The sequence below is a fragment of the Rhodococcus sp. T9N genome (assembly GCF_024436645.1).
In the GTDB taxonomy this organism is placed as follows: Bacteria; Actinomycetota; Actinomycetes; order Mycobacteriales; family Mycobacteriaceae; genus Rhodococcus_F; species Rhodococcus_F qingshengii.
The window spans coordinates 44,877-70,830 of sequence record NZ_JAMSKS010000003.1 but is presented as its reverse complement, the minus strand read 5'-3'; the positions used below and the strand labels follow the sequence as shown (position 1 = coordinate 70,830).

Genomic DNA, 25,954 nt, shown 5'->3' with positions numbered 1-25,954 from the left:
TCGTGTCCATCGGCCGGGGGTCACCAGCACCATGCGCTCAGTTCCACGTCTACGGGGTCGGCTCGCCGGAACCATCTCGCTGCTGACTGCCGCCGTCGTCGTCGCCGCGACCGGCGTCAGCGCCGCGGCACCGAGTCCTGCTCCTACTGCGCAGAACTCGGTGTACGCACTTGCGAACGGTTGCTTCGCGCTGCGCACCGAGTCTGGTGATTTCGTCCGTCGTGACGGGTCGGCGTACCTCACCGACGTAACGAAAGCCGCAGACGCCGAACCGTTCCGGCTACATGCGGCCCAGTTGGGTCGTTTCATGCTGTACGGCCCGGACGGGTCGATGCTCTCGCACGACGGCGCGGACTCGGTACTCGCCACTTCCGAAGCAACTCCCTCCACCGACTGGACCGTGATGTCCACCGGTGAATCGTTCGTTCTGACCGCGACCTCGAACGGCCGTCAACTGATCTCGCGCGACTTGATGCTCACGATGTCCGATCCCGGTGACGTTCCCGAATCTGCGTTCACGCTGATCCCGCGCGATGGCTGCGCCGATTTCCCCGAAGCGGAGGTGGGCGCAAACGGCGTTCCGGGAGAAATCGGACCGAACGGTGAAGTCACCGGATTCATCGACACACACGTGCACATGAACGCTTCCGAGTTCATGGGCGGAAACCTGCACTGCGGCCGACCTTTCGATCCTCAGGGCGTCACCGCAGCGCTCGTCGACTGCCCGGACCATCAACCTGACGGGATACCGGCGCTCCTCGAAAACGTTCTGTCGTACGGCAATCCCTTCGAAACTCACGACACCACCGGCTGGCCGAGTTTCGCCGACTGGCCGGCGCACGATTCACTGACACACGAGCAGACGTACTACAAGTGGGTCGAGCGGGCCTGGCGCGGCGGGCTGCGAATCTTCACCAATCTCTTTGTCGCCAATCGTGTCCTGTGCGAGCTGTATCCGAGCAAGCGAAATCCCTGTGACGAGATGGAGACCGTCCGGATCCAGGCGCAGCAGACACGCGAACTCCAGGACTACATCGACGCCCAGTACGGCGGTCCCGGCCGGGGTTGGTTCCGCATCGTGAGCTCGCCGGAACAGGCCAGGCAGGTGGCCGCCGACGGAAAGCTGGCCGTCACCCTCGGGGTGGAGGTGTCCGAACCCTTCGGTTGCTCTGTGCGCAACGGTATTCCGCAGTGCACCGAGGACGACATCGACCGCGGCCTGGACGAGTTGTACGACCTCGGTGTCCGGCAGATGATCGTCACGCACAAGTTCGACAACGCCCTCGGCGGTGCCCGTTTCGACGGCGGCGTCACCGGAGTGGCCGTCAATATCGGCAACTACCTGGGCACCGGGGAGTTCTGGCAGTCGGAACCATGCACCGGCGTTGCCGAGGACAATGTGCTGCCCACCAAGGTCGACGGCGCACAGAATCTTCTCGCGGTACTCCCACCCGGAGTGACGCTTCCGGTGTATCCCTCTGGTCCGCAATGCAATTCGCACGGCCTGACCGACCTCGGCGCATACACGATCCGAGGTTTGATGGACCGAGGGATGATCGTGGACATCGATCACATGAGCGTCAAGACCGCCGAAGCGGCTCTCGATATTCTCGAAGCTGCGAACTACTCCGGCGTCGTTTCCAGTCACAGCTGGAGCGACCCGAGCCTGTACAAGCGGATCTACGCACTCGGCGGATTTGTCGCCCTGTACGCCGGGCAACTTGACGCATCGGACGAAAAGCCCGAGGAGCGTGGGTTCATCGACCAGTGGCGGGACGCACGGGCGATGCGAAGCGAGAACTACTACTTCGGTTTCGGCTACGGCGCCGACACCAACGGCTTCGGGCCGCAGGCCGCACCGCGCGGCGACGCCGCAGAAAATCCGCTGCAATATCCGTACACCGCCTTCGACGGCACGATCATGGACCAGCAGCGCGCCGGCACCCGGGTTTTCGACGTGAACACCGACGGCGTGGCGCAGTACGGGATGATTCCCGACTGGATCGCGGACATGCGCATCGCTGCGGGAGCCGACGGCGACACCATCATCGAGGACATGAGCCGCGGCGCCGAGGCTTACCTGCAGATGTGGGAGCGCGCGCGAAACTAGCTACGCTGGTGGACGGTCCCCGGGCGATCGGGGGCCGGTCCTAGATCGTCCGGCACCACCCGAAGGAAATTTTCGTGGCTGACTTCCAGTTCACCGTCGACAAGGCTCACGCCAAGTCGGTCAACGACACACTGGCCGATGTACGCCGCCTGCAGATTTCTGCGGTGATCTTCGCGATCGTCCTCGCCGCGGTCGGGGCCTGGTTGATCAGCATGGGCGAGGTGTGGTCCATCATCATCGGCGCAGTCCTCGCCATCGGTGCGGCCAGTTCCCTGTGGGTTGCCGTGTGGGCACCTCGCAAGGTGGGAAGCGTCGAATCTCTGTATGCGGACAACCCACTGGTTCCCGCGATCGTCACCGAGGTTCATCCTCGAGCGGCGACCTTGACGGCATTGATCGACATCGCGAAGCCGGCGGCCGGAGCACCGCAGTACGCGCTCGTCAGCCGCAACGTTCGACTCAATCCGAAGTGGCGAGTCGGCGACCGCATTCCGTCGGTCGCACTGCGTTCGGATCGTTCCACCCGCAGCAAGGCTGACACGTGGCAGATGGTCAGTCCCATGCCGATCGAGTGGGGGACCAAGGACTCGGCAGTGCTGGCACGCGCGATCGCTGCTGTCAGTGCGAGCGAGTGGAACTTCCTGCAGAGCCGGATTCCCGATTCCGAAGAAGTTCGCACCCACCCCGATCGCCGGGTTCTGATCAACCCGGCCGATCTTCCTGACTCGCTGCGCTAGTCCAAACGGTTACGCGAGCGCGGGCAGCACTTCCTTCTCGAACATCTCGATTCCCGACGTGTCGTACGCGGCCTCGGGGAAGTAGAAGATTCCGTACTCGAGTCCCTGCGCCGCGAGCGCCGACAGGTTCTCGATGATCTGCTCGGGCGTACCCACGGCAGGCATTCCGCGGAACGCATCGAGCGACGCATCGGCGGCAGCTTCGCCGACCAACGGTGTCAGTCGGGCCTTCAGTGTCTCCAACCGCTGAGCCACCTCGGATTCCGTCGCGCCGATGGCCACGTTGTAGTTGGCCGAACGGACGATGGCGTCGAAATCGCTACCGACGGTGTCGCAGTGCTTCTTCAGGATTTCGGACTTGTGCGCGAAGCCGGCCGGGGTGCCGTCGAAGTTCGTGTACTGCGCGTACTTGGCCGCGATCTTGAGTGTGACCTTCTCGCCGCCACCGGCAACCCAGATGGGAATTCCGCCCTCTTGCAACGGAAGTGGACGGCACAGCGCTCCGTCGACCTGGTAGTACTTGCCGTCGAGCGTCGAGCTGCCGGTCGACCACGCCTGCTGCATGATCTGGATTCCTTCGTCGAGGCGGCCCAGACGCTCACCGGCAGAGGGGAAACCGTAGCCGTACGCACGCCACTCCTGCTCGTACCAACCGCCGCCGATGCCCATCTCGACGCGTCCACCCGAGATGAGATCGGTGGTCGCGGCGACCTTGGCGAGGTACGCCGGGTTTCGGTAGCTCATGGCGGTACACATCTGGCCGAGTCGGATACGCGAGGTCGACGCACCGAGTGCGGCCATCAACGTCCACGCCTCGTGAGTCGCTTCTTCCGTCGGCTGGGGAACGGTGTGGAAGTGGTCGTAGACCCACACCGACTCCCACGGCCCTGCCTCCGCGCGCAGCGTGAAGTCTCGCATCACCTCCCACTGCTTCGCGGGGTCGATGCCGACCAGGTCCAGACGCCAGCCTTGAGGTACGAACAGTCCGAATCGCATGTAGCGAGCCTACCTACAGTTTCCCGACGCGCGACCGGGGTGACACCCGCGGAGAGTAGACCGGAATGAAGCGGAACATCATCGCCGCGCCGGCGAACGACGTCGCGCCCAGAGCGGCGAATGCCCACCCGAGTGGGAGCACCGCGGCGAGTAGACCGATCGCGAGCGGCCCACCGAACATGCCGGTGTCGTGAGTCAATCGCCATGCAGCGAGGAACTCGGCGCGTTCTTCGGGCGGGGCGATATCGGCACCGAGGGTCATGATCACGCCGTTGCCCAGCCCGTTGCCGATCCCCATCACGACAGCGACCACGGTCAATCCCACTGCACCCGTCGAGAACGGCAACAGTAGGTACGACACACCGATCACCGTCAGCGAAGGCACCGCGACCAGCCTGCGGCCGTATCGGTCCATGATGTGTCCGGCCGGGTACGAGCACAGCAGGTCCACGGCCGCACCGATACCGAAGATCACACTCACCTGGGCTGCATCCAATCCGAGGTGCAATGCCCACAATGGAAGAACGGCCTCACGCGAAGCGCGGGCGGCGCCCATCAGAAGGGAGCCTGTCCCGAGCGTCGACAGAGCGGCACGATGACGGCGAAGGATCTCCGGGAGCGTAACGTGTCCGTGATCGCTGTTGCCTGCCTGCACCTTTCGTGGCGGGTCGGGAACGCGGGCCATCAGCGCCCCGGCGAGCACGACGCCCACCAACTGGACAAGGAATCCTCCGCGCGCTCCCACCAGGAGAATCACGCCGGCCCCGATAAGCGGTCCCAGGAAGAAACCCAACCGCCACATCGCAGCGAACGACGACATTGCTCGGGCCCGTAGACCGAGTGGCACGGTCTCGGCGAGGTAGCTCTGCCGCGCAAGGCCCCACACCGCATTCGCCAATCCGGTCAACAGTGCGCCGATACCGAGCATCCACGGAGTCTGTGCAAGGAGACAGATCACCACTCCTGTTGCACCCAAGGAACTTCCGCCGATGATCGACCTGCGCTCACCGAAACGCGACACGATCCTGCCGGCGGGGAGGTCACCGAGTACGGCGCCCAAACCACCGAGTGCAACGATCAGGCCGGCGACGGCAACCGAGGCACCCAGGTCGCGCGCGGTGACGGCAATGATGGGGGCAGCCGCACCCTGACCGATCCCGAAGATGGCCGCCGGTACGAAAACCGTTGTGACCAGTGGCTTGAGACCGGCAATCGCCGGCTGTTCCTTGGGCAGTGTTTCCGTCACGCGCTCACTTCTGCCGCGTCAGCGGCCCGCGAGAACCGATTCGCCGGACGATCGAGGCCGTAGTGACCCCGCAGGGTGGATTCCGTGTATTCGGTCCGGAAGAGCCCACGCGCCTGCAGAATCGGCACGACCCGGTCGACGAACACCTCGAGCCCTCCGGGCAGATAGGGCGGCATGATGTTGAAGCCGTCCGCGGCGCCCTTGTCGAACCATTCGGTCAACTCGTCCGCGACCTGCTCGGGTGTCCCGGCAAATGTCCGATGCCCACGGCCACCGCCGAGTTTGCCGATCAGTTCACGGACGGTGAGGTTTTCGCTCTCCGCAAGGTCTTTGACGAGCTGGTATCGACTCTTGTTTCCTTGGATGCGATCGATGTCCGGCAACGGGGGCAACGGGGCATCCAGCGAATGCTCGGTGAGGTCGACGCCCACCATGTTCGAGAGTTGGCGCAGCGAGTACTCAGGTGAGATGAGATCCGTGAACGACTGCTCCAGTGCCTTGGCTTCTTCTTCCGTATCCGCGATGAAGGGAACGATGCCTGGCAGCACCTTGATCTCGTCGGGACTACGCCCGTACTTGATCAGCCGCGCTTTGAGGTCGGTGTAGAAATCCTGCCCCTGCTCGAGTGTTCGTTGAGCGGTGAACACGGCCTCGGCATACTTCGCCGCGAAGTCCTTACCGCTCTCGGAGGAACCGGCTTGCACGAGCAACGGACGTCCCTGTGGAGACCTCGGCGAATTGAGCGGGCCAGCCACCGTGAATCGTTGACCGTCATGGTCGATGCGATGGACACGATCAGGATCGGCGAAGATTCCGGTCTCTTCGTCCAGGACAACTGCCCCCTCTTCCCAGCTGTCCCAGAGTCCGAGCGTCACGTCGAGAAACTCCTCGGCGCGCTCGTAACGACCGCTGTGCGTCGGTACCGCATCGAGGCCGAAGTTCGCGGCCTCGTCGGCGCCGGCCGACGTCACGATGTTCCACCCGCCTCGTCCACCACTGATGTGATCGAGGGAAGCGAACTTCCTTGCGAGAGTGTACGGATCGCTGTAACTGGTCGACGCGGTTGCAATCAGTCCCACCTTGTCGGTGGCCGCAGCGATCGCCGACAGCAAGGTGACGGGTTCGAAGATCGCCTGGGTGTTGTACTTGACCCGCGGGCCGACTGCTAGACCGTCGGCGAAGAACACCGAGTCCAGCTTTCCACGCTCGGCGATTCTCCCCAATTCCTGGAAGTGCTTGACGTCCAGGAGGTTGGCCGCGTTTGTGCGTGGGTGGCGCCACGCCGCCTCATGATGGCCGACGCCCATCAGGAAGGCGTTCAGATGAAATTGTCGTTCGGACATGAGTTCGCAGAATCTTTCCGTGAATGTGTGGTCAGGTGGTGACGCGCCAGCGCGAGAGCCGACGTTCGATCAGGACCAGAATCGCGTTGATTGTCAGACCCAACAACGAGATCGCGACGATGCCCGCGTACATGTTCGGGATCTGGAAGTTGAGTTGTGAAGCGGTGATCAGATACCCGAGACCGGCTTTGGCCCCGACCATTTCGGCGGCGATCAGCACGAGAATCGACGACGCGGCTGCCATGCGGATACCCGTGAAGATCGTGGGAACAGCGGCGGGCAGAACCACCTTCTGGAACAGCCGAATCGAGGAGAACCCCAGCGAGGCAGCGGACTTGATCAGCAGGGGGTCCACTGTTCGCACACCGGAGATCGTGTTGAGCAGAATCGGGAAGGTGCAGGCGTAGATCACCAGGGCGATCTTCGATTCCTCACCGATTCCGAGAATCAGCACGAAGACGGGAAGCAGAGCCAAGGCTGCTGTGTTGCGGAACAATTCGAGAATCGGGTTGAGGAAGTCGGAGACCGGGCGGTACCAGGCGATCGCGATTCCCAACGGAATCGCGATCGCGATGGCCACGAAGAATCCGGTCAGCGCACGCGTCAGACTGGCCGAAACATGCTCTTGCAATTGTCCGTTCTCGGCGAGAGTGAAGAATGCGGACACAACTTCGGTGAAGGGCGGGAGGAAGACCTTGTCCACCAGCCCGAGCCGAGGTGCCGCTTCCCAGATCCCGAGGAAGATCGCGATCGCAATCGACGGCTTGGCAATCCGCCAGGCGGTGGAACGAATGTAGCGCGCCGCCTTGCCGCCGGCCTGGCTCCGCTGTGCAATGTCAGGTGTTTTGTCGGCCAACGGTTTCGGGGTGGCGACCACCTCCGGCGTCGCCAATGCGCTAGACATGTGCAACCTCCTTGGCAGGATCGAGTTCACCGGCCCGAGCGCGCTCGACTTCACCGTGCAGCAGCGTCCAGATCCGGTGCCGGAACACTCGGAACTCCTCACCTGATCGCACGTCGTCGCCGGACCGGTCGATGTCGATGTCGACGATCGTCTTGACGCGCCCCGGCCGCGAAGTCAGTACTGCAACACGTTGCCCGAGGTAGATGGCCTCGTCGATTCCGTGGGTGATGAACAAGATGGTCTTGCCGGTGGCCTTCCAGATGCGCAGAAGCTCGTCCTGCAGCGACTCTCGCGTCTGTGCGTCCAGCGCAGCAAATGGTTCGTCCATCAGCAACACTTCGGGGTCGAATGCCAGGCTGCGGGCGATCGCGACTCGCTGCTTCATTCCACCGGACAACTCGTGCGGATAGCGATCCGCGAAACCTTGCAGACCGACCAGTTCGAGGTAATGCTCGGCGAGCTCGCGTCGCTCGCTCTTCTTCACGCCCTTCGCTTCGAGTCCGAACTCGATGTTGTGACGTGCAGTTCGCCATGGAAGTAGCGCGTATTGCTGGAAGACGATTCCCCGATCCAAGCCTGGGCCCGTGATCTGCTTGCCGTCCAGAAGGATTCGACCGGAAGTGGGCGAACTGAGTCCTCCGAGGAGGTCCAGCAGAGTCGACTTGCCGCAACCACTCGGCCCGACGAGGACCAGGAACTCCCCCGGCGCCACGTCGATGTTGATGTCCTCGACCGCGGTGAAAACTTCGTCGGTCCCACGAATGTCGAACTGTTTGGTGACGTGCTCGAGCCGTAGTTTCGGTTCTGTGCTCATTTTGCTGCCTCCAGTGCCTGTCCGTCAGCGCCGCTGTCGGGTGAATACGTTCCGTTGGCGTACGGGTTGAATTCGTTGGTGTAGATGTCCGACGGCTTCAACTTTCCTTCTTCGAGTTCGCCGTTACGGGTGAGCCAGTCGATCCACGTGCTGATCTCGGTATCGGTGATCGTTCCGCCGGGGCCGGCGACTCCTGGGCTCTTCCAGTAGCTGATGAGCTTGGTGTCCTCGTTGCGTCCGCGGCTGTTGATGATCGACGTCAGCTTCGCGACCACTTCTTCTCGTGGGTGTGTCTGCGTCCAGCGGATGGCCCTCGCTGTTCCCTGCACGAAATCGGCGACCGCCTCCTTGTTCTGCGCGATGTAGTCGTCACGGAACACCAACGTGCCGTAGGTGAACGAGCCGAACAACGATTCGTCCGTGAACAGCTCGCGAAGGCCACCACGTTCGAGCGCGGAGTCACGGAAGACCGAGCCGAGGGTGGCGACGTCGATCTGTCCCTGCCGCAACGCTTGTTCCGTGTTGACCGGCGGAACCACGATCAGTTCCACCTGCTTGATCTCGTCCGGTGTAAGCCCCTCCCGCGCAAGCCATTCACGCACGACGAACTCGTGGTGCGCACCGAGGGTGTTCATCCCGACCTTCTTGCCGATCAGGTCCTTCGCCGATTTGATCGGACTGTCGTCGAGAACGTAGTACCCGTTGAAGCTCTCCTTGTCGGAGCCGTAGTACCCGATGACCGAGGTGATCGGTGAACCCGCGGAAGCCAACTTCACCACCGCCCCGTTGAACGCTCCGCCGAACTCGGTTTGACCGGTCGCTGCGTTCTGAATGCTCTGAGGGCCGCTGGTCGTATCGCCGATCCAGTTGAGCTCCACGTCGTTGAAGTAGCCGAGGTCAGCGGCCAGTTCGGGGTAGATGACCTGTCCGGTGCTGCCCTCGTACCGCAGGACGGTCTTGCCGTCGGCGGTCTTGACCACTTCGTCGGAGGAGCCCGAGCAGGCAACGGCAAAACTGGACAGAGTGACAAGAGCGACGACCGCGGCTACCGAGCGCGCGAAACGAGGGCGAATCATGAAGTTGCTTCCTGTAGAAGATGATTGGTTCAGTTCTCGGCTACACCTGTCCGGAGCGCCGTGTGCGGCGCTCGGCACAGGCAGGTGTGGGGAATGTCAGTTCAACGACAACAGTTGAGCGACATGAGCGGGAAAGACCGAAACACGTGAGACTCCAATGAATGTGCAGACAGGATCGAGCCGTGAGCAGTGCCGAAACCATACGTCGGCACCCACTACCTGGGTCAACGGTTACATTCATGCCGGATTTAATGTGTGAGGTCCGTATCATGAGGGCATGCTTTCGCCGACGACTGCGCAGGACTTCGAGCAACACCGTGGCCACCTGACGTCGGTGGCCTACCGTCTCACCGGAAGTTTCAGCGACGCTCAGGATGCGGTGCAGGAAGCGTGGATACGGCTTCAAGTTGCCGAAAACACGCGAGGCGACGAATTGCAGATCCGCGAACTGCGCGGATGGCTCACCACAGTTGTCGGCCGAATCTGCCTCGATCATCTCAAATCGGCCGCGGTCAGAAGAGAAAGCTATGTCGGACAGTGGCTTCCGGAGCCGATCGTCACGCCCGTCGACGCCACCTCGGGCACACCCTCAGCGACACCCGATCCGCTGGAGTACGTCGTGACGCAGGAACAGAATCGTTTTGCTGCCCTCGTCGTCCTGGACACCCTTACTCCCGCTCAACGCGTTGCCTTCGTCCTGCATGACGGCTTCGACGTGCCCTTCGCCGAGGTTGCGCGCATCCTCGAAATCGAAGTAGCCACTGCCCGTCAGTTGGCCTCGCGGGCCCGTAAAGCCGCAGCGTCGGCGCCGGTCCCGGTCAGTAGCGAGGAGCATGCTGCTGCCGTCGAGCGATTGGTGACGGCTATCGCGAGTGGAGATCTGAACGCCGTGATAGGTGCACTCGATCCCGATGCCGTCCTGATCGGTGACGCAGGCGGAACTACCCGCACGGCTGTCAACATTGTGCGCGGCAGCGATCGTGTCGCGCGGTTCTATCTGGGATTGGCCCGCAAGTACGGACCGGCAGCGGTGTTCTCGATGTCACCGGTTCTCGTCAACGGACAGCTCGGCGGTGTATTCGCCGGCTCACCGGGGGACGACCAGTACCCGCAGTTCGCCGCTCGCGTTGCCGGCTTCACTGTCCGCGACGGAGTCGTGTGCGCGGCCTACGACATTGCGAATCCAGCCAAGTTCAGCGCTGTGCCGATGCTCGATCACACCGAACCCGAACGCAAGTAGCGAGACTCCCATTCCTCGAGGTGTGATCTGGACACCTGCGTGCCGAACCACAGTCGGTGCAGTACATCCGATCCCAGATGGTGCAATTCGGTGTGCGTCCTCCACTGCTGCGACGCCCACTCGGGTTCGTTGTGGGCGGCGTCGATCCCGGCCATCGCGCTACCTCGCAGTTCGAAGTCCAGGTCCCGTCGAAGCTCCGAAAGCTCCGACCAATTCGCCTGTGGTGCATAGTGCCTCGCGCGAATTTCGGTCAGCAGCTTGAACAGGACGCTACTGGCCCGTTCGTCGACCCAGATCAGAGTGCGTCGATGCGCACCGCGCCCCACCGTCCACAGGACCACCAACGCCACGACGACGCCGATTGCCGTCTCGAGCATGCGGCTGAGGATCAGATGTCGGACGGTCCCGTGCGCACCACCGGCCGCGCCGAGGAGAATCGCGAGGGCGGTGATGAAGATGACGGCTATCCCGTAATTCCGCACCAGGAACAGCTCGACCCCCGCCATCAGGACTGCAAGTACCGCCACCAACCACAGACCGGTCGGACTCCAGGAGTAGATGGCACCCAACAGAATCAACCCGAGGACGGTCCCACCGATGCGGTGGATTCCGCGATAGGTGCCCAGTATTCGATCCGGTCCTTGATGAAGGACCATCGCCGCGGCGATCACCGCCCAGTCCGGGCGATCGATGCCGAGCAGGACGGTGAGGGTTCCCGCCGCCATACAGGCAATGGACAGCCGAAGTGCCGTCACCGACGCTCGGCTGGACCGATTGCAGGCGCGGAGGAACCGATATCGGATCGTCGGGTCGGGCAGAGGCGGGTGAGCACCGACGTCGTCGACGTCGAACGCGGGGTCGGCCATGAGTTCCGGATCGTGGTCGTCGGAGATCGCCCTGGCCATCGAGATCTGCGCTCGTTCGAGTTCACGGGTCAACGGGTGGTCTTTCCCGACGATTGCGCCGCGGTAGAGGCACTGCCACGCGTCGTGCAGCCGAAGTGCTGCAGCGTGGCGTTTGTCTCGCGTGAGTTCGGGTGGGGCGTACCTCGCCTGAGCGTCCGTGTACTCCGCAACGGCCGAGACGGCTGCCTGTACAGCGCTGCGTTCGACAGCTCTCGGTGCCCACAGGATTCCCGTCATCGAGACGACCACCGCGCTGATCCCACCGATTGCCGTCCACATCGCGACCTCGACCGGCGGCTGACCGGGAGTGGCGATCACGGAACTGATCTCGGTGGTGAGCAACAGAAAGAACGCGCCCGGTGGACCCAATCGAAGCGCGTCGACGGTGAAGGCGCAGGTCGACACCACGACGGCCATGATCAGCACGACAAAGACGAGCAGCACCGTCGGCGCTCCCTCGGCGATGGCTCGGTGGACGGGCTCACCCACCGATGCCCCGACGAAGGACAGGATCGTCAGCGCCGTCGCAGCGATACCGACTGCCTTCCACCTGCTCCGGTACGGACGACCCTCACCGTAGATCGATGCAAATGCACCGAGGCCGACCAGGAGCGAAGCAGACCCGAATCCGAGCAGTGTGGCGATGGCCGCCGGAATCGCCAGGGCGAGGGCGACGCGAACCGCTCCGGGGTACCGGTTTCCCACCGGCGGCAATCCGAACAGGACGCTGCGCGCCGGCCGCGGAGCCGGGAGGTCGGACTCATGACCCGCTGATGTTTCTTCGGGGTCCACTGCCCATCCTTCGCGCCGGCCTGTTCGTGTCTGTGTCGTCCCATTCTTGCGGGCGGCCGACGTGGAATTCGAGGCGGGTCCGGAGGTCGATTCAACCACCCCTTTATTGACACTATGTCAACAGTGTGGATGATAGGTGGAGTCGGATCCGCTCGCGGGTCGCACTTCATCGATCGGGAGAATCACGATGACGCAAGGATCTACCGCAACCCGGACCGCAGAACGACGGTCCCCGTGGATGGACGACGAATTGGAGGCCGTGGCCGACCTGGCAAGGAACTTCTTCGCCAAACACGTCACACCGCATCAGAAACGCTTCGCGTCCCAAGGTTTTCCCGACAAATCCGCATATCGGGAACTCGGGGCGCTCGGGCTCGCCGGCATGTCGATCCCCACCGAGTACGGCGGCGGAGGAGGAACTTTCGCGCACGACGCCGTGCTGTTCCACGAGCAGGTCATGGCGGGTGATCATTCACGCCAACTCGGCGTGCACTCGGGAATCGTGCCGCACTACCTCAATGCCTACGCCGATCACGAGCACAAACAGCGCTGGCTACCGAAGCTGGTGAGTGGCGAGTGGGTGGGCGCAATCGCCATGACCGAGCCCGGCACCGGATCCGACTTGCAGAACATCACCACCCGAGCCGTCCGCGACGGTGACGACTATCTGATCAGCGGCGCAAAGACCTTCATCTCCAACGGTCGCAATTGTGATCTGGTGATTATTGCCGCCAAGACCGATCCCAGCCTCGGAGCGCGTGGAGTGTCGCTCATCGTGGCCGAGGTCGATGACAACACACCGGGTTTCGAGCGCGGGCGAATACTCGAGAAGGTCGGACAGAAGGGCCAGGACACCACCGAGCTGTTCTTCGACCGCTTGCGGGTGCCTGCAACAAACCTGCTCGGGGACCGCGAAGGCACAGGGTTTGCCCAGCTGATGCAGCAGCTACTGCCTGAACGATTGATCTGCGGAGTTGCAGCCACTGCGGCAATGGAGCGTGCAGTCGCCCTCACCGTCGAGTACACCAAATCCCGAAACATGTTCGGGCAAACGCTCTTCGATCTGCAGAACACCCGCTTCGAACTTGCCGAGTGCGCGTCCATCGCTCGTATCTCACGAACGTTCATCGACGACTGCATCGTCAAATACGTTGCCGGGCAGCTCGATGCGACTACCGCCGCGATGGCCAAGTACTGGCTCACCGACCAGCAGTGCGCCGTGATCGACCGCTGCGTGCAACTACACGGCGGGTACGGCTACATACTCGAATATCCCATCGCTCAGATGTACGCCGACGCTCGTATTCAGCGAATCTACGCCGGATCGAACGAAGTCATGAAGGACCTCGTGGCGAGATCACTCTGAGCAATCAGGAATCCGCCTCGCACGCCGGCAGAACGTCACGCACGATGGCGAGCAAACTGCGTACCAGCAGAAGGTGCACCTGTTCGCGGTCGAGCGCTCCCGTCACCAACCACTGCTTACTGGCGGCCTTCGCCAAGCCTCCGTACGCCACGATCATCGAATGAACAGCAGCCGCGCTGCCTTCACTCGGTCGAATCTCGAGCGCATCCATCATGCGTCGCGCAGCAACGTCGTCAGCATCCTGCAGGATCCGATCCATCTCGGGATCACGGCGGAGGTCGTCGGACATGATTGTCGAGATCCACATGTCGCGATGACGCCAGGCAACGTCGAGCCACCGATCGATCACGGCGCCGATCCGCTTCTCCTGGCTCGCCGATCGCGGAATGCGGTCCACCGCCACTTCGGGAATGAAGACGAACCGCCGCACGACGTCGAGATACAACTCCCGCTTGGAGCCGAAGTAATGATTGAGCAGCGGACGTCCGACCCCAGCCGCCTTGGCCAACTCGGTCATCGAGACGTCGGCAAAAGACTTCTCCTCGAAAACCTTTGCCGCGCTGACAATGATCTGCTCACGCCGGTCTTCGGGACCGAGACGCCTTCCGCCTGTGGCCGACGCGGACGTCATTCTTTTCTCGCGGGCGTGCTGTTGACCGTCGCCTGCGCCTCGACCATGAGCGAAATGTGCTCCACCAAACGCTTTCGAGAGATCTTGGAGGACGGGGTGTGCGCCTGATAGATGAACGCGAGGGCACCGAACAGCCCCACCGAATTGAGTTCGGAGTTCGCGGAGTCGGTTGCCTCGCCGCCGTACATCAGCTCGAGCGACGCGGAAATCGGATTCGTGAACTCCGCCATCAATTCTCGCCCTCGATCCCACAGCGCAGGTTCCGCCTGGGATTCGACGAACATGATGCGTCCACGTCGAGGATCTTTGAATACGTAGTTGGTGAAGGCCTTCACCACGTGGCGGATCAGGGCCGACGGTTCGGAAGGCGCCGCCTCGAGAGCGTCCAGAATAGTGTCACGCGCACCGAGAACGACCTCGTCGAGCACGGCGACCAGCAGTTCGTCACGGTTGGCGAAGCTCTCGTAGAAGTACCGTTCGGTCAGCGCGGCCTCGCGGCAGGTCGCACGCATGGTCGCGGCGGCCGCTCCCTCGGTGCCCATGATCTGCAACCCGGCTTCGATCAGCTGTGTCCGGCGCGCGGCGCGGCGATCTTCCGGTTCCTGCCCACGCCACCTGCGCGGGCCGGTGCGCCGAGCCTCGGTATCCGTCATGTCCCCATGTTCTCACTGACCGGCAGCGCTCTCGACCTCAGGTTATCGCGGCGACCTCCGCAAGCGAACTGACATCGCCCGATGTCAATCAGTTGAATTCTGACATCAACCGCTGTTGACGTCACTTGATGTCAGACTTACTCTTCGTTCAGTTGTTCACGCACCAATCAGGAGGCGTCACACATGGTCGACATCGACCCAACCTCGGGGCCATCGGCCGGTGACGAGGAAACTCGAACTCGCCGAACACGAGTCGTCGTCATCGGAGCCGGTTTCGGCGGCATCGGAACGGCTGTCCGCTTGAAGCAGTCCGGGATCGACGACTTCGTCGTTCTGGAACGTGCCGCGGAGCCCGGGGGGACCTGGCAGGTCAATACCTACCCCGGTGCACAGTGCGACATCCCGTCGATTCTGTACTCGTTCTCGTTTGCGCCCAATCCGAACTGGACGCGGCTGTATCCGCTACAGCCCGAGATCTACGACTATCTCCGGGATTGCGTCCATCGCTTCGGACTGGCCGGTCATTTCCACTGCAACCAGGACGTGACAGAAGCTTCGTGGGACGAGCAAGCCCAGATCTGGCGGGTACACACTGCGGAAACCGTGTGGGAGACACAGTTCCTGGTCGCGGCCACCGGCCCGTTCAGTGCCCCCGCCACACCCGACCTTCCCGGGCTCGAATCGTTTCGTGGTCAGATGTTCCACACCGCGGACTGGAACCACGACCACGACCTTCGCGGTGAGCGGATAGCCGTGGTCGGCACCGGTGCCTCTGCGGTGCAGATCATCCCCAGACTGCAACCGCTCGCAGACACGTTGACCGTGTTCCAGCGGACACCGACGTGGATCCTGCCGCACCCGGATCAGCCGATGACCGGCTGGCCGAGCGCTCTCTTCGAGCGGGTGCCGCTCACCCAACGACTGGCACGCAAGGGACTCGACCTGCTCCAAGAAGCCCTGGTACCCGGATTCGTGTACAAGCCGTCACTGCTCAAAGGGCTGGCCGCACTCGGCCGAGCACACCTTCGCCGGCAGGTGCGGGACCCGGAGCTTCGCGCAAAGCTGCTCCCCCACTACGCATTCGGATGCAAGCGTCCGACGTTCTCGAACACCTACTATCCCGCGCTGGCGTCACCCAATGTGGAGGTGGTGACGGACGGAATCGTCGAGGTGCAGGAGCGCGGAGTCCTCACCGCGGACGGCGCCTTCCGGGAAGTCGACACCATAGTCATGGGAACCGGCTTTCGTATGGGAGACAACCCGTCGTTCGACATCATCCGGGGCAAGGACGGCCGCAGCCTCGCGCAGACGTGGAACGGCAGTGCCGAGGCCTTCCTCGGCACCACCATCAGCGGGTTTCCGAACTTCTTCATGATCCTCGGCCCCAATTCCGTGGTCTACACCTCGCAGGTCGTCACGATCGAAGCGCAGGTCGAGTACATCGTGAGCTGCATTCTTCAAATGGACGAGCGCGGCATCGGCAGTATCGACGTCCGGGCAGACGTGCAGAGAGAGTTCGTGCGCGCGACCGACCGCCGACTCGCCACCAGCGTATGGAACGCCGGCGGGTGCAGTAGTTACTACCTCGTCGACGGCGGCCGCAATTACACCTTCTATCCCGGATTCAACCGATCCTTCCGCACCAGGACCAAACGAGCCGACCTCGCTCACTACGCGCAAGTACAACCCGTCTCGTCCGAATCACTCACCACTGCCCGAGAAACCGTGAGGAGCCGATAATGCTCGGCATCAACGCCTTCCGAGGCACACCCGTCGTCGCACCGTCCGGCGCGCGCCGCTACACCGACGAAGCACATGCGATCGCCGCCCGTGACGTCGAATTCGACTGGGACGGCGTACCACTGCATTACGTGCCGAACGAACCGATGGTCACCCACGTCATCAACTTCATGCATCTCGTGTTGCCCGAGGGAGAGCGGGCCATGTCCGCAACGCTCGCCGAAGCGCTCCCGCTCATCGAGGACCCCCGCCTGCACGAAGAGGTGGTGGGATTCGTCGGCCAGGAAGCAACACACGCGTCGTCGCACAAAGGTGCACGCGAGCATCTTGCGGACCTCGGCATGGACATGAAACCGATGTCACGCCGGATGGACTGGCTCGTGGACAAGATATTGGGCGACAAAGGATTGACCGGAAAAGCCAAGCACGCCTGGCTCTGTGAACGTCTCGGCTTGTTTGCCGCGATGGAGCACTACACGGCGGTGGTCGGGGAATGGCTGCTCACCGATCCCGCCCTCGAAGATGCCGGCATGCACCCGACGATGCTCGACATGGTCAAGTGGCACGGCGCCGAGGAAGTCGAGCACCGCAACGTGGCCTTCGACGCCTACATGTACGTGGACGGTAGCTACGCCCGCCGCGTTCGCACGGCGCTGCTCGCCAGCTTCACGTTGTTCGTGTTGTTCATCGCCTCGATGAACTACCTCTTCCGGCAGGACCCGTCGAAGGCGAAGGGCCGCCTGTGGCCTCTGCAACTGATCAGCGCCACTCGCCGCGGCCTGGTCCCGAACATGAAATTCCTGATCACCGAGATTCCTCCGTATCTGCGGCCGAGCTTCCATCCGTCCCAGATCGGGGACATGGACGTAGCCATGCGCTACCTCGCTCGCTCACCTGCCGCCAATCGTTCTTCCGAAAAGAGTGAAGGATGAACAAGACGACTGCCGACCGTCCTCACGACGCACAAGACTTCACACCGACCCGGTCGTTGAGGATTGCCGCACAGGCGACGAGCGCATACCGTCGAATCTTTGCGTCAAGTCCTGCAGCGCAGATACTTTCGCGTCCCAACCCGGTCCGCTACAGCGGATTCGACATGACGCTGGACGTGAAGTCCGTCCGGTTCGAGTGCGCAGACGTCCTGAGTGTCACCTTGACCCCGAGGGAAGGAATCACCCTGCCGTCGTGGATTCCCGGCGCTCACCTAGACGTCATTCTCCCCTCGGGAAGGCAACGACAGTATTCGTTGTGCGGAGACCCCGACGACTTGACCTCGTATCGGATCGCCGTCCGGCGGATCGACGAGGGCGGGGGTGGCTCCCGCGAGATACACGAGTCGCTGAAACCCGGAATGGTTGTCGACGTACGAGGGCCGCGGAATGCATTTCCTTTTGTCACTGCTCCGTCGTACCTCTTTGTTGCGGGCGGAATCGGGATCACTCCGATACTTCCCATGGTGCAACGCTGTCACCGCCGCGGAGTCCCGTGGCGATTGGACTATCTCGGACGAACTCGGGCAGCTATGCCATTCCTGAACGAGATCGAGGAGTATTCCAGCGGCCGGGTAACCATCCGACCCGACGACGAGCTGGGTCCGACGGATATCGGAACACTCGTCGCTGCTGCGGATCCAGGTGCCGCGGTGTACACGTGCGGACCGGTTCCGCTGATGAACACGGTGCGTGCGGCAACTTTCGCCGCCAACCCGACCGGATCGGTGCACAGCGAGAGGTTCTCCCCACTCCCGGTAGTCGACGGCAAGGAGTTCACGGTGCATCTGGCGCGCACCGGTCTCACCGTCGATGTGGGCGAGTCCGAAAGTGCATTGGCTGCAATACGACGCGTACTTCCCGGAGTAGCGTATTCATGCCAACAGGGCTTCTGCGGTACATGCAAGGTCCGGGTGCTCTCCGGGACCGTCGAGCATCGAGACACCCTCCTCACCGAATCCGAACGTACTGGTTCGATGTTGACCTGTCGATCACGTTCCACCGGTGGGTCTTTGGTGGTGGACCTGTGAAGGGAAAATTCTCTCTTTCTGCGGCCGACGCAGCCTTCATCCGCTCCGCTCCGCTGGTGATCACTCACCGGATCGAATCCGAAGCGACATGTGAAAGCTTGTGGCAGACGTTGACCTCGGACGGAGCGCTCACGTCGTGGGCGCACGGGATCACCGGAGCCGACTGGACCTCGGACAGACCATTCGGCGTCGGGACTACGCGAACCGTGCGAGCCGGCGCTTTTGCTGCACTGAACGAGCGATTCTTCCGCTGGGACGAGGGGCGCCGGATGTCGTTCTACGTGGAGTCGGCGTCACTTCCGGGGTTCAAACGCTTCGCTGAAGATCTGGTGTTGGAACCGACTTCGACTGGCAGCCGCCTCACCTGGACGTTCGCTGTGCAAGCGCAGCCGTGGTTCGCCCCCATTCTGACTCTGTCCCGACCGATCCTCCAACGCGTCACCCGCGGCTGGGCCGACGGCGCCGTCCACCACACACTTCAAGGAACTCCACGATGACGGCGACCGAGATCGACACGACCACACAGGCGTCCGACGACACAGTGACACAGGCAGTGCGCGACGCCCGTACTGCTTCCGAATGGTGGGCAGAACTGACATTCGAGCAACGCGCTCGTCGACTGGATCGGTGGCGAGGAATCATCGCTCGTCGCGCATCCGAACTCGCCGACGTCGTGCACCGGGACATGGGCAAGCCGCACCCTGACGCGATGCTCGAAATCGCCATGGCACTAGAACATCTCGCGTGGGCGTCGAAGAATGCCCGAAAGGTATTGGGCAGGCGCAGCGTCCGCTCCAGTTTGTTGACGGTCAATCAGGCCGCCTCGGTGGAGTATCGACCTCTCGGGGTGATCGGTGTGATCGGTCCGTGGAACTATCCGGTCTTCACCCCACTCGGTTCGCTCTCGTTCTCGCTGGCTGCAGGCAACGCCGTGGTCTACAAGCCGAGTGAGTTCGCACCGGCAGTCGGGCAATGGTTGGGCCGCGCCTTCGCCGAGGTCGTCCCTGAACATCCTGTGCTGCAGGTCGTCACGGGCGATGGTTCGGTCGGCGCGGCACTGTGCCTGGCCGGTGTCGACAAGATCGGGTTCACCGGATCGACCGCGACGGGCAAGAAAGTCATGGCAGCGTGCGCCGAGACCCTCACACCGGTGTTGATGGAATGTGGTGGTAAGGACGCGCTCATCCTTGATGCCGACGGAAATGTCGGTGCCGCCGCGGATGCTGCGGTGTGGGGAGCATTGTCCAACTCCGGTCAAACCTGTCTGGGCGTCGAGCGTGTATACGTGCACGAACATGTCTACGGCGAGTTTATCGACAAGACAATCACTTTGGCTGCCCGAGTTCATGCGGGTCCGGGTGCCGAAGACAAGATCGGTCCGATCACCATGCCCTCGCAAGTCTCCGTCATCCGGCGCCACATCGACGACGCGATGTCGCGGGGTGGACGTGTCGTTCTCGGAGGGCTCGGCTCGATCTCCGGCCAGTACGTGCAACCGACCATCATGGTCGACGTCCCCGAAGACAGCCTCGCCGTCACGGAGGAAACTTTCGGCCCGACGATGACGATCACCAAGGTCGCCTCGATGGACGAGGCGGTGGAGTTGGTCAATGCGTCGCCATACGCATTGGGAGCAAGCGTGTTCGGCAAGGACGGAGCGGCTGTTGCCGATCGGCTCCGATCCGGAGGAGCGTCGGTGAACTCTTACGTGATGTATGCCGCGGTTCCCAACCTGCCACTGGGTGGGGTCGGAGCATCTGGTTTCGGACGCGTTCACGGCCCAGATGGTCTGAAGGAGTTCACCTACGCTCGTTCGACGACTCGGCAACGATTCCGTTCGCCCCTACCACTGACGACGTTTCGAAGGACCGCCCGAATCGACTGGCTGGTCAAGGTTCTCATCCGCGCACTACACGGAAGGCACTGAAGCAATGACGGGACGCTTGTCCGCAATTGCGGGAACAGTCCGCGATCTGGGCATTCCACTGCCCGGACGCCGACTCGACTACGACGTCGCCGGGAAGGTCGTACTGATCACCGGTGGAGGCGACGGTATCGGTGCAGCGCTGGCGCGCACTCTCCACCGGCGTGGGGCCACCGTGGCACTGGTCGACGTCAACGAGAGTTCATTGGCAACGGCCGAGCGCTCATTCGAGTCACAGCGAGTCGTGACGGTGACGGCCGATGTCCGAGATCGGGACGGCATGACCGCAGCCGTGCAAACGATCATCGAGCAGCTGGGCAGAATCGACGTCGTAGTGGCCAACGCCGGAATCACCCCTCCCCCGGCAACATTGCGCCAGATCGATCCCGACGCCTTCGATCGTGTGCTCGACGTCAATCTCACCGGCGTCTTCAACACCGTGCATCCGACCATCGACGAGGTGATCCGCAACAGTGGGCACATCGTCGTCGTGTCATCGGCGGCGTCGTTCGCCCCCGGTTTGGGCGGCGCTTCGTACATGATCAGCAAGGCTGGGGTCGAAGCGCTCGGCCGGGCGCTGCGTCTCGAGGTTGCCGGCTACGGCGCTACTGCCGGCATCGCGTACTTCGGGATGGTGGATACACAACTTGCACGCGCCACACTCGACGACGACGAGATCGGGCGCAAACTCGACGCTCGACTACCCGGTCCCCTCCGTCATCGAATCTCCCCGGACCGTGCCGCCACCGTGATCGCCGCCGCGATCGCGCGCCGCGCCGCCCGGACCCTTGCCCCCGCTGCCTGGGAACCCTGGGCGTGGGGACGCGGATTCATCAATGTCCTTGCCGACGGTTACCTGGCAAAAGACAAACAGGCACACGACCTGATCCGCGAACTCGAAGACAGAACCACCGCTGCGGCCCCGACGAATGCGTCAGCCCTGACAAAGGCATCCAGGAGAACATCATGACTACGTTGTGTGCAGCCTTCCAGCGAGTGTCGGCGGTAGCGCCCGACGCGGTGGCCCTGCGAGACATCGGCGATGCGCGAACACTGACGTGGCGCGCGTACGGCGAACAGGTTCGCGATGTTGCCGCGGGATTGGCCGGAATCGGCGTGGGACATGGCGATACGGTTGCATTGATGATGAGTAACCGCATCGAGTTCTACCCGATCGACGTCGGCGCCCAACACCTCGGCGCGACATCCTTCTCCATCTACAACACGTCGGCACCCGAAGCCATCCAGTACATCCTCGCCAATTCCGGTGCGCGAGTGCTCGTCTGCGAGGCCCAGTACGTGGATACCGTTCGCCGATCCGGTGCCACACTCGACACGATCGTGGTCGTCGACGCGCAACCGTCTGCCCAGCAGTCCGGCACCCTGACGCTGGAGCAGATGAAGTCCTCTGCTGCCGCCGATTTCGATTTCGAGAGCACCTGGCGTGCGGTGAAACCGAACGACGTCGCCACGTTGATCTACACCTCCGGCACGACCGGCAACCCCAAGGGCGTCGAGACGACTCATGCCTGTCTGTTGTTCGAAACCACCGCCGTCAGTGCTGTACTCCCCGTCGAGTTCGGTGACCGCATCACCTCGTACATGCCGTCGGCGCACATAGCCGATCGGCTCACCTGCCTGTACATGCAAATGGTGTTCGGCACCCAGATCACTGTCGTGCCGGATCCGAGCCAGGTAGCGGCTGCGCTTCCGGACTGTCGCCCCACGATCTGGGGCAGTGTCCCCCGTGTGTGGGAAAAGCTGAAGGTTGCAGTCGAATCGGCCGTCGCCAACGAACCGGACGACGCGCGGCGAGCGGCATTGCAGTGGGCACTCGACGTCGGTCGCACTCGGCTCGCACACTTGCGAGCCGGTGAAACAGTCCCCGCCGAACTGGAAGCGGACTACGCCCGAGCCGATGCAATGGTCCTCTCCGCTCTGCGTGCGAAACTCGGTTTTGCCGAACTGAAGTGGGCCATCTCTGGCGCTGCACCGATTCCGCCGGACACCTTGGCATTCTTTGCAGCCCTGGGAGTTCCGATCTCGGAGATCTGGGGAATGTCCGAGCTGACATGCATTGCGAGCACCGCACCGGCCGAGCCGACCAAGCTGGGAACGGTCGGAAAGTTGCTTCCAGGCATGGAAATGCGCATCGAGGCGGACGGTGAGCTACTGGTTCGAGGACCGTTGGTCATGAAGGGGTACCGCGGCGAACCGGCAAAAACGGCCGAAGCGATCAGTGCAGACGGTTGGCTTTCGACCGGAGACATCGTCACGGCCGACGCAGACGGATACCTCACGGTGATCGATCGCAAGAAGGAGCTGATCATCAATGCGTCAGGAAAGAACATGTCCCCCGCTGCCATCGAGACCGCAGTGAAGACGTCGTCGTCGTTGATCGGTGAGGTCGTGGCAATCGGAGACGGCCGAAAGTTCAACACAGCGTTGATCACTCTCAGCGCCGACGCCGCGGTCGGAGCGGCACGCTCACTGGGACTTGCGGCCGAGGCCGCGGTACTCGCCAAGGACGCTCGGACCGTCGACATCGTTGCAACTGCTGTCGCCGAGGGAAACTCGCGTCTGTCGAGGGCCGAGCAGATCAAGCGGTTTCACGTACTCACCACGTTCTGGGAGCCAGGCGGCGACGAGCTGACACCGACGATGAAGCTCAGGCGCAAGCCGATAGCCGAGAAGTACGCGTCCGAAATTGCAGCCCTCTATGCGGATTCGGTCGTAGAGGACGTCTACGAGCCTGCGCCCTGCGCATAGATCAGCGTCTCGGTGGCCTTGACCACAAACGTAGCGGCCGATCCCGGAACCAGATCGAGCTCGGCCGCTGCGCTCGCCGTGATGTCGGCAGACAAGCCCGGCTGGCCGGCTTCGTCCTCGGCTCGGACTCGGACGACATCGCCTCGATTTTCGATCTCCGCGATCGTGACCGCAAACGCGTTTCGTGGGCTCCCGTGAGGCGGATCCAGGTAGACCGACACTGCTCGCGGCTCGAAGACTGCCACGGCGGCACTGCCGGCCGGTAAGTCGGTCTCCGTCTGGCCCGCGATACCCACCCCGACCGGACTTCTGAGCATTCCGTCTCCGGCCATCGTGCCGCTGCGCAAGTTGATCCCTGCGATGCGTGCTGCAAATGCACTACGCGGGCGAGTCAGAACTGTTCGTACGTCACCACGTTCGACGACCCGGCCGCCGTCCAGCACGACAACGGTGTCGGCAAGGGCCAGCGCATCCAGAGCGTCGTGCGTGACGAGCACGGCCGTGCGATCTCCTGTTCGGAGCACTCTACGCAGCAACGACCGCAATGCCGGGGCGGAGGCGACGTCGAGCGCAGACATCGGTTCGTCGAGCAGGAGTAGTTCGGGTTCAGCAGCCAATGCCCTCGCCACTGCGACTCGTTGCGCTTGACCGCCGGAGAGCTGTGACGGCTTGCGGTCAGCCAATTCGGCGGCGTCGACTGCGTCGAGCCAGTGGCGCGCGGAATTGGCGGAATCGCGACGCGACCGCCCTGCACTGCGCGGCGCGAACGCCACGTTCGCGGCCGCACTGAGGTGGGGAAAGAGAAGTGCCTCTTGCGCGAGTAGAGCAGTGCCGCGCCGATGCGGCGCCAACGCGACTCCCCTACCGGTATCGGTGAGAACGCGAGAATTCAGTTCGATCAACCCACGCCGCGGGTGATGTAGTCCGGCAACCGCCGCCAGTACCGTCGACTTGCCTGCGCCGTTCGGTCCGAGGACAGCGGTCACCTCACCGGCCGCGACGTCGAACGTCGCAACGACGTCGCGCTCCGGAATCTCGATGTCGACGTGGAGGCCACTCACAACGAACCCGCCGATCCGCGTCCACGCACCGCAACCACGATGACCACCGCGACTACGACCAACACCAGCGAAAGCGCCACCGCTGCATCCGGATCGGTCTCACGCTGGAGATAGATTTCCAACGGCAGGGTACGCGTGACCCCTTGCAGACTTCCCGCGAACGTCAGCGTTGCACCGAACTCCCCCAGTGCGCGAGCGAAAGCCAGCACTGCCCCTGACACCAGACCGGGAAGCACCAGCGGCAAAGTCACCCGGCGGAGCACGGTGGTCGGGCGGGCTCCGAGCGTCGAGGCTACGGCCTCGTATCGTGTGCCCGCAGTGCGTAGTGCACCTTCGAGGCTGACGACGAGGAACGGTAGCGCGACAAACGTCTGCGCCAGGACCACCGCGGTTGTCGAGAATGCTATCTGGATGCCGAGCACTTCCAGCTGCTCACCGATCAACCCTTTGCGCCCGAACGTGTACAGCAACGCGATACCGCCCACCACGGGCGGCAGAACCAGCGGGAGCAGGATCAACGATCGAAGAACGGACAGTCCCCGAAAATGACTGCGCGCCAACACCGCGGCCATCGGTACGCCGAACAGGATGCACAGCAGCGTGCTCATCGCTGCTGTCTTCAAACTCAGTTTCAACGCGGCAACCGACGATTCGGAAGTCACGAGTTCCCCGAACTGCGACCACTGCACGGTGGCCAGCATCGCGGCCAAGGGAGCGATGACAAACGCCCCGCCGATCAGCGCGGGAAGGTAAATCCATACCGGCAACCCGAGCGGGGCTCGGGCTGACGGTCGTAGGCGTGTCACGGAGCAGCGAATCCCGCGTCACCCAGAACTGCCAAGCCCTTGGGGCCCTTCACGAGATCGACGAACTTCGTTGCCGTTTCCGAATTCTTCGAATCCTTCAGCACCGCAATCTGGTACAGGTTGACCACCGTGGTGGCTTCCGGGAACGCGACGGTCTGAACCTTGTCACCAGCGGACTTCGCGTCGGTGACGTAAACGATGCCGGCATCGGCCTGCCCGGACGTCACCTTGTTGAGAACGTCGGTCACCGACGATTCTTCGCTGACGGGCGAGAGGGTCTCGCCTGTGGCCGTCTCGACCTTCTTCGTAGCCGCGCCACAAGGGACCTGCGGAGCGCAGATCACCAGTTGCGTCCCCTCCTTTGCCAGATCGGCGAACGACGCGATGCCCTTCGGATTGCCCGGCGGCACAACAATCGTCAAGGTGTTGCTCGCAAAGTCCGAGGGCGACCCCGCGACGACGCCGGCGTCGGTGGCCTTGGTCATGTTGGCGGCGTCAGCCGAGGCGAACACGTCAGCCGGTGCGCCCTGGGTGATCTGAGCGACGAGGTCCGAGGACCCGGCAAAGCTGAATGTGACCGATGAACCGGGGTTCTCGGACTCGAATTCCTTGCCGAGTTCGGTGAAGCTGTTCTTGAGTGACGCCGCTGCGAAGACGGTGATGCTTCCCGTGGCACTATCACTGGAAGTGGTTGTGGTCGGAGCGGCCGACGACGTCTCCGACGAAGAATTGTCGGAGGAACTACAACCGGTCACCAGGGCAAGCGAAAAGGCACCTGCTGCAACAAGTCCGACTACACGCTTCACGAATTTCCTCCAGTA

General features: G+C 62.9%; 23 protein-coding genes. 11 read left to right on the top strand and 12 right to left on the bottom strand.

Features of this window, described 5'->3' with window-relative positions; genetic code table 11:
• Nucleotides 1-31: 31 nt before the first annotated feature.
• Both M1L53_RS06725 and M1L53_RS06720 read left to right on the top strand, forming a co-directional pair.
• A complete protein-coding gene (locus tag M1L53_RS06725) occupies nt 32-2,110 on the top strand; it encodes a hypothetical protein (protein WP_007733513.1) in 2,079 nt (692 codons plus the stop codon).
• A 74-nt stretch (nt 2,111-2,184) separates the two neighbouring features.
• Complete coding sequence (locus M1L53_RS06720; RefSeq protein ID WP_007733514.1) at nt 2,185-2,847, top strand: DUF3239 domain-containing protein; 663 nt, start codon at nt 2,185-2,187, stop codon at nt 2,845-2,847.
• 9 nt (nt 2,848-2,856) lie between these two features.
• Here the strand turns inward: M1L53_RS06720 and M1L53_RS06715 are convergent, their stop codons facing one another.
• From M1L53_RS06715 to M1L53_RS06690, 6 genes are read right to left on the bottom strand one after another with little or no spacing between them, the layout of a single operon-like run.
• Nucleotides 2,857-3,843, bottom strand: a complete 987-nt coding sequence (locus M1L53_RS06715; protein WP_007733516.1) for an LLM class F420-dependent oxidoreductase — start codon at nt 3,841-3,843, stop codon at nt 2,857-2,859.
• 13 nt (nt 3,844-3,856) lie between these two features.
• Nucleotides 3,857-5,089, bottom strand: a complete 1,233-nt coding sequence (locus M1L53_RS06710; RefSeq protein WP_007733518.1) for an MFS transporter — start codon at nt 5,087-5,089, stop codon at nt 3,857-3,859.
• The gene (locus M1L53_RS06705) at nt 5,086-6,432 is read right to left on the bottom strand and encodes an LLM class flavin-dependent oxidoreductase (protein ID WP_007733520.1); all 1,347 of its coding nucleotides are present in this window, start codon (nt 6,430-6,432) and stop codon (nt 5,086-5,088) included. The genes M1L53_RS06710 and M1L53_RS06705 overlap by 4 nt, the downstream gene beginning before the upstream one ends.
• 31 nt (nt 6,433-6,463) lie before the next feature.
• The gene (locus M1L53_RS06700) at nt 6,464-7,336 is read right to left on the bottom strand and encodes an ABC transporter permease (protein ID WP_007733521.1); all 873 of its coding nucleotides are present in this window, start codon (nt 7,334-7,336) and stop codon (nt 6,464-6,466) included.
• A complete protein-coding gene (locus M1L53_RS06695; protein ID WP_003940477.1) occupies nt 7,329-8,150 on the bottom strand; it encodes an ABC transporter ATP-binding protein in 822 nt (273 codons plus the stop codon). The genes M1L53_RS06700 and M1L53_RS06695 overlap by 8 nt, the downstream gene beginning before the upstream one ends.
• Nucleotides 8,147-9,226 carry an ABC transporter substrate-binding protein gene (locus tag M1L53_RS06690; protein WP_007733528.1) on the bottom strand — a complete coding sequence of 360 codons (1,080 nt, stop codon included), beginning with the start codon at nt 9,224-9,226 and terminating at the stop codon, nt 8,147-8,149. Before M1L53_RS06690 ends, M1L53_RS06695 begins: the two co-directional genes overlap by 4 nt.
• 277 nt (nt 9,227-9,503) lie before the next feature.
• Here M1L53_RS06690 and M1L53_RS06685 point away from each other — a divergent pair, with 277 nt between their 5' ends.
• Nucleotides 9,504-10,466 carry a sigma-70 family RNA polymerase sigma factor gene (locus tag M1L53_RS06685; protein ID WP_007733529.1) on the top strand — a complete coding sequence of 321 codons (963 nt, stop codon included), beginning with the start codon at nt 9,504-9,506 and terminating at the stop codon, nt 10,464-10,466.
• Here M1L53_RS06685 and M1L53_RS06680 read toward each other — a convergent pair.
• Complete coding sequence (locus M1L53_RS06680) at nt 10,442-12,163, bottom strand: FUSC family protein (protein WP_007733531.1); 1,722 nt, start codon at nt 12,161-12,163, stop codon at nt 10,442-10,444. The genes M1L53_RS06685 and M1L53_RS06680 overlap by 25 nt on opposite strands.
• A 187-nt stretch (nt 12,164-12,350) precedes the next feature.
• Here M1L53_RS06680 and M1L53_RS06675 point away from each other — a divergent pair, with 187 nt between their 5' ends.
• Nucleotides 12,351-13,529 carry an acyl-CoA dehydrogenase family protein gene (locus M1L53_RS06675; protein WP_261949209.1) on the top strand — a complete coding sequence of 393 codons (1,179 nt, stop codon included), beginning with the start codon at nt 12,351-12,353 and terminating at the stop codon, nt 13,527-13,529.
• A 4-nt stretch (nt 13,530-13,533) separates the two neighbouring features.
• Here M1L53_RS06675 and M1L53_RS06670 read toward each other — a convergent pair whose 3' ends face one another.
• Together M1L53_RS06670 and M1L53_RS06665 are read right to left on the bottom strand one after the other, a co-directional pair.
• Complete coding sequence (locus M1L53_RS06670; protein WP_007733533.1) at nt 13,534-14,160, bottom strand: TetR/AcrR family transcriptional regulator; 627 nt, start codon at nt 14,158-14,160, stop codon at nt 13,534-13,536.
• Complete coding sequence (locus tag M1L53_RS06665) at nt 14,157-14,813, bottom strand: TetR/AcrR family transcriptional regulator (protein ID WP_007733534.1); 657 nt, start codon at nt 14,811-14,813, stop codon at nt 14,157-14,159. The genes M1L53_RS06670 and M1L53_RS06665 overlap by 4 nt, the downstream gene beginning before the upstream one ends.
• A gap of 183 nt (nt 14,814-14,996) precedes the next feature.
• Between M1L53_RS06665 and M1L53_RS06660 the strand changes: the two genes are divergently transcribed.
• Genes M1L53_RS06660 through fadD11 form a run of 7 tightly spaced genes read left to right on the top strand, consistent with a single transcriptional unit; the run spans nt 14,997 to nt 23,266 of the window.
• Nucleotides 14,997-16,553, top strand: a complete 1,557-nt coding sequence (locus M1L53_RS06660; protein ID WP_042921712.1) for an NAD(P)/FAD-dependent oxidoreductase — start codon at nt 14,997-14,999, stop codon at nt 16,551-16,553.
• Nucleotides 16,553-17,485 (top strand): metal-dependent hydrolase, encoded by a 933-nt coding sequence (locus tag M1L53_RS06655; RefSeq protein WP_003940129.1) that lies wholly within the window; start codon nt 16,553-16,555, stop codon nt 17,483-17,485. The genes M1L53_RS06660 and M1L53_RS06655 overlap by 1 nt, the downstream gene beginning before the upstream one ends.
• Nucleotides 17,482-18,573 (top strand): PDR/VanB family oxidoreductase, encoded by a 1,092-nt coding sequence (locus M1L53_RS06650; RefSeq protein ID WP_007733536.1) that lies wholly within the window; start codon nt 17,482-17,484, stop codon nt 18,571-18,573. The genes M1L53_RS06655 and M1L53_RS06650 overlap by 4 nt, the downstream gene beginning before the upstream one ends.
• Nucleotides 18,570-19,070, top strand: coding sequence for an SRPBCC family protein (locus M1L53_RS06645; protein ID WP_007733538.1), 501 nt, complete (start codon nt 18,570-18,572; stop codon nt 19,068-19,070). The genes M1L53_RS06650 and M1L53_RS06645 overlap by 4 nt, the downstream gene beginning before the upstream one ends.
• Nucleotides 19,067-20,500, top strand: coding sequence for an aldehyde dehydrogenase family protein (locus tag M1L53_RS06640; RefSeq protein ID WP_007733541.1), 1,434 nt, complete (start codon nt 19,067-19,069; stop codon nt 20,498-20,500). The genes M1L53_RS06645 and M1L53_RS06640 overlap by 4 nt, the downstream gene beginning before the upstream one ends.
• 4 nt (nt 20,501-20,504) lie before the next feature.
• Complete coding sequence (locus tag M1L53_RS06635; protein WP_007733543.1) at nt 20,505-21,467, top strand: SDR family oxidoreductase; 963 nt, start codon at nt 20,505-20,507, stop codon at nt 21,465-21,467.
• Nucleotides 21,464-23,266 (top strand): fatty acid--CoA ligase FadD11, encoded by a 1,803-nt coding sequence (fadD11, locus tag M1L53_RS06630; protein ID WP_054188881.1) that lies wholly within the window; start codon nt 21,464-21,466, stop codon nt 23,264-23,266. Before M1L53_RS06635 ends, fadD11 begins: the two co-directional genes overlap by 4 nt.
• On the opposite strand, the gene M1L53_RS06625 is transcribed toward fadD11, so the two are convergent.
• Genes M1L53_RS06625 through modA form a run of 3 tightly spaced genes read right to left on the bottom strand, consistent with a single transcriptional unit; the run spans nt 23,242 to nt 25,939 of the window.
• The gene (locus M1L53_RS06625) at nt 23,242-24,327 is read right to left on the bottom strand and encodes a sulfate/molybdate ABC transporter ATP-binding protein (protein ID WP_054188882.1); all 1,086 of its coding nucleotides are present in this window, start codon (nt 24,325-24,327) and stop codon (nt 23,242-23,244) included. The two genes, fadD11 and M1L53_RS06625, sit on opposite strands and share 25 nt — an antisense overlap.
• On the bottom strand, nt 24,324-25,133 hold the full coding sequence (locus M1L53_RS06620) for an ABC transporter permease (RefSeq protein WP_054188883.1): 810 nt from the start codon (nt 25,131-25,133) through the stop codon (nt 24,324-24,326). The genes M1L53_RS06625 and M1L53_RS06620 overlap by 4 nt, the downstream gene beginning before the upstream one ends.
• Complete coding sequence (gene modA / locus M1L53_RS06615) at nt 25,130-25,939, bottom strand: molybdate ABC transporter substrate-binding protein (protein WP_042451258.1); 810 nt, start codon at nt 25,937-25,939, stop codon at nt 25,130-25,132. The genes M1L53_RS06620 and modA overlap by 4 nt, the downstream gene beginning before the upstream one ends.
• Between the last annotated feature and the right edge of the window lie 15 nt (nt 25,940-25,954).